Annotated in this window: 4 protein-coding genes; all 4 read left to right on the top strand. The window is 42.0% G+C overall.

The window, feature by feature from the left end; genetic code table 11:
• Window positions 1-462 (top strand): glycosyltransferase (locus AB3112_RS08920; RefSeq protein WP_367334326.1); only part of this gene is annotated, 462 nt, incomplete at its 5' end.
• A 22-nt stretch (window positions 463-484) separates the two neighbouring features.
• Window positions 485-1,507, top strand: coding sequence for a glycosyltransferase family 4 protein (locus AB3112_RS08925; protein ID WP_084998456.1), 1,023 nt, complete (start codon window positions 485-487; stop codon window positions 1,505-1,507).
• 2 nt (window positions 1,508-1,509) lie between these two features.
• Window positions 1,510-2,538: a YbhN family protein gene (locus tag AB3112_RS08930; RefSeq protein WP_367334327.1), complete on the top strand. Its 1,029-nt coding sequence runs from the start codon at window positions 1,510-1,512 to the stop codon at window positions 2,536-2,538.
• 35 nt (window positions 2,539-2,573) lie between these two features.
• Window positions 2,574-4,156, top strand: a 1,583-nt coding sequence (locus AB3112_RS08935; RefSeq protein ID WP_367334328.1) for an LTA synthase family protein, incomplete at its 3' end; no start/stop codon positions are given.

The raw sequence follows: 4,156 nt of genomic DNA on the forward strand, positions 1-4,156 counted from the left end.
GACGGCCCTGCGAAAGATGATCTAATGAAGCAGGTGCATGATCAACAGCTTGATGATCACGTAATCTTTACCGGCGAGGTTGAAAATGATCACGTCAACGCCTTTTATCGGGCCTGCGACGTCTTTGTTTCAACTTCCAAATCGGAGTCACAGGGGTTGACCTATATTGAAGCGCTGGCGGCCGGACTTCCGGTCGTCGTCAGTGCCAGTGATTACACCAACGGACTTTTAAGTACTGAGACACTTGGTCAGACGTTTGAACACGACGATGATTTTGTGGGAATTGTGACACAGTATCTGAAACACGAAATTGATGTGGAAACACCCAAAGCCAAGCAAATTTTGAAGACCAAGCTCAACGCAATTTCTGCTGAGACCTTCGGCAAGCGGGTGATTAATTTTTACCATGATGTTGTCGTTGAACAGGCACTTCAAAAAGATGCGACCACCAATATTGATTAAATTTTTGTTGTAAGGAGTTTGTATGTTAAAGATTAATATGTTCTCAACCGCAGATAAGGTGAAAGGACAAGGCGTCGGCAGTGCTTATTTGGAACTCGTGAGAATGCTAAAGGATCACTTTCCTGACGACTTTAAAATCAAAATAAACAGCTATGCCCCCGCGGATATTAGCCACTATCATACAATTAATCCCAGCTTTTATCTGTCAACATTTTCCAAAAAGCGTGGTCGAAAAATTGGCTATGTTCATTTTATCCCTGAAACACTCGAGGGAAGCATCAAAATTCCACAACCCTTCAAAGCGATTTTTTATAAATATGTGATCGCCTTTTATAAACGGATGGACCATATTGTGGTTGTCAATCCATCGTTTATTCCCAAGTTGGAACAATACGGAATTCCCAAAGAGCGGATCACGTATATTCCAAATTTTGTCAGTAAAGAGACATTTTACCCGGTTGACGCTGCAACTAAGGCGTCATTGCGGGTCAAACATGGCTACGATCCGAAACGGTTCACCGTTCTTGGTAGCGGGCAGATCCAAACTCGAAAGGGTGTTTTGGATTTCGTCAAGCTGGCAAAACAAAATCCCAGTGTCCAATTTATTTGGACGGGTGGTTTTTCATTTGGAAAAATTACCGAAGGCTATGCGGAACTCGAAAAAATTGTTAAGGACCCACCAAGCAACTTGGCATTTCCGGGGATTATTGAGCGCTCAAAGATGGTTCAGTATTATAATATGTCTGACTTGTTTCTTTTACCTTCTTATAATGAGCTTTTTCCAATGTCGGTATTGGAAGCTTTTTCAACGAACACACCCGTCATGCTGCGCGACTTGGACCTTTACCAATCGATTATCAGCGGCTATTATCTCCCCACAGCCAACGTGTCTGAAATGAATACGGAGCTCAATGAACTTCTTTTGGATCCGGATAAGTTGGCCAAGTTGCAAGCTGCGACAAAAATTGCCAGCGAACGTTATTCTGAAAACCATTTAGCCAAAGTTTGGTACGATTTTTATAATGAGCAAGCTAAGGAAGGTTAATCATGTCACGAAATAATAAAATTACGCTCTTGACGATGGTGATAATTGGAATTGCAATTATTGCCTACTCAATGAGGGATGTTAAACTCAGTTTATTAATTCACGATGTATTGACCCTCAATCTGTGGTGGATATTGGTTGCTTTTTTATGTATTTGTCTTTACCTTTTGATCGAAGGCGTGATTACCAAGGTCTTAGTGTCCAATCGGGTCAAGCACTTTACATTCAAGGATGCCATACGAGTCCCACTGGTTGAGCAATTGTTTAATGGGATTACCCCTTTTTCTTCAGGCGGCCAGCCCGGCCAGTTGATCGTCATGCTTCAGACCGGAATCGATGGCGGTAAGGCCAGTTCGGTGCTGCTGATGAAATTTGTGGTCTATCAAGCAATGATTGTGGTTAACTTTTTTTTCAGCTTGGTGATCGGATTTCACTTTGTTGCCAGTAGATTACAGGTTCTGGCATTATTTGTCCTTTTTGGGTTTTTGATTCATTTTTTTGTCATTGTCGGCCTGTTATTAATCATGTATTGGCCCACATTCACTAAAAAATTAGCTAAACTGCTATTTCATCCGGTTAAATGGTTTGTTAAGGATGAAAAATTTTATTCGATGCAGGATACAATGTACGCCAAAATTGATAATCTGTTTGAAGAAAGTGTCCGAATTGGGCGACAGCCAAAGCTCCTGTTAAAAGTGGTGGTGTTGACTTTCTTTCAACTGTCATTTTATTATCTGATTCCCTATTTCATCATGCTGGCACTGGGTGTGACCGGTGCCAACGTGATTATGGTTACCAGTCTTCACATTATGATCGTCATGATCATTTCGCTCTTCCCGATTCCAGGAGGGTCAGGAGGGGCTGAATTTAGTTTTGAATCGCTATTTTACAGCTTTATATCCAGTAACAGCAAACTCGTATTAGCGATGATCATTTGGCGGATTTTAACGTACTACTTTGGGATGGCTGCCGGGGCGTTTGCTCTGGCGCTCAAACCAGATAAAGTTGATGATTCTGATAAGCCGGCGTAAATGTGTGGTTTTCAGAAATATTTGGAGGAACAGGAATGTTAACGGAGAAGAAATATCGATTTTCAAATCTCTTAAATACCAGGATCGGCTTCTTTTTACTAGTCGTTATTTTGTTTTGTGTTAAAACGTACATCGTTTATCAAACTAAATTCACACTGGGGGTGAAAGGCGGCCTTCAGGAATTCATCCTGGCAATTAATCCGATTCCTGCGGCACTACTGACGCTTGGAATTGCCCTTTATTTCAGCGGCCGGTTGTCGTATTGGCTAATGATGATTATTGATACGCTGGAGACAATTTGGATTTTTGCCAATATTGTTTACTACCGGGAATTCTCGGATTTTCTATCGCTTGGGATCATCAAAGGTAGTGGCAACGTCCAGAATAATCTTGGCAAGAGTCTGGCTGAAATTATTCATTTTAGTGACTTCTTTATTTTTCTGGATATTATTATCTTGGTGATTTTGCTGGCATTTCACATTATCAGGATTGATGCGGAACCGTTTAAGAAACGTTATGCACTTTTAATTTCTGTTTTGTCGCTGATTTTAATGGGTGGTGAGTATGGGCTGGCCAGCTCAGATCGTTCCGGACTGTTGACCCGGACTTTTGATAATAACTACATCGTTAAATACCTTGGCCTTAATGAGTATGCGGCATTCAATGCCTATCAAACACAAAAAGAATCGGCAACCCGGTCCAAGGCCAAAGCCAGCGATATGGACAGTATCTTGAAGTACCTAAAACACTCGCGGGCCAAGGCCAATCCGGTGTACTTTGGCAAAGAAAAAGGCAAGAACGTCTTTATCATTCATTTGGAGAGTTTCCAGCAATTCTTGATTGACTATAAAGTAGATGGCCGAGAAGTTATGCCTAATCTGAACAAGTTCTTCCATAACAAGAATACCATTGGTTTTGACAACTTCTATCATCAGGTTGCCCAAGGGAAGACGTCCGATGCTGAAATGATGCTTGAAAACTCCCTGTATGGCTTACCGCAGGGTTCTGCAATGGTGACTTATGGTGCGCAAAATACGTATCAGGCCGCACCGGCTATTTTGGACCAGCGTGGTTATACAACTGCGGCTTTCCATGGTGACGTTCCCAGTTTTTGGAACCGGGACAGCACTTACAAGTCGTGGGGCTATGACTATTTCTTCAGTTCCCAGTACTACAAGACCAAACCGTCGTATAGCGTCGGTTATGGTCTGAAAGATAAAATCTTCTTTAGGGATGCCGCAAATTACATTCAGCAGCTTCCCCAACCGTTTTATGCGAAGCTGATTACCTTAACCAACCATTATCCGTATCTGTTAGATAAACAAAACACCGATTTTCCAGCAACCAAGACGGGTGACAAGACCGTCGATCCATACGTCCAAACGGCGCATTATTTGGACCAAGCGTTTGCTGAATTTATGAGTTACCTGCGTAAGAGTGGGTTGATGAAAAATAGTATGATTGTCGTTTATGGTGATCACTATGGTATTTCAAATAACCATCGGCCTGCAATTGCTCAGTTGTTGCATAAGAAGTCGATCACCGATTATGATTTAGCACAATTCCAGAAAGTTCCATTTATGATTCACGCGACAGGTCTAAAGGGTGGCGTTAACCA

Source organism: Lentilactobacillus sp. (genome assembly GCF_040773105.1).
Taxonomy (GTDB): Bacteria; Bacillota; Bacilli; order Lactobacillales; family Lactobacillaceae; genus Lentilactobacillus; species Lentilactobacillus parabuchneri.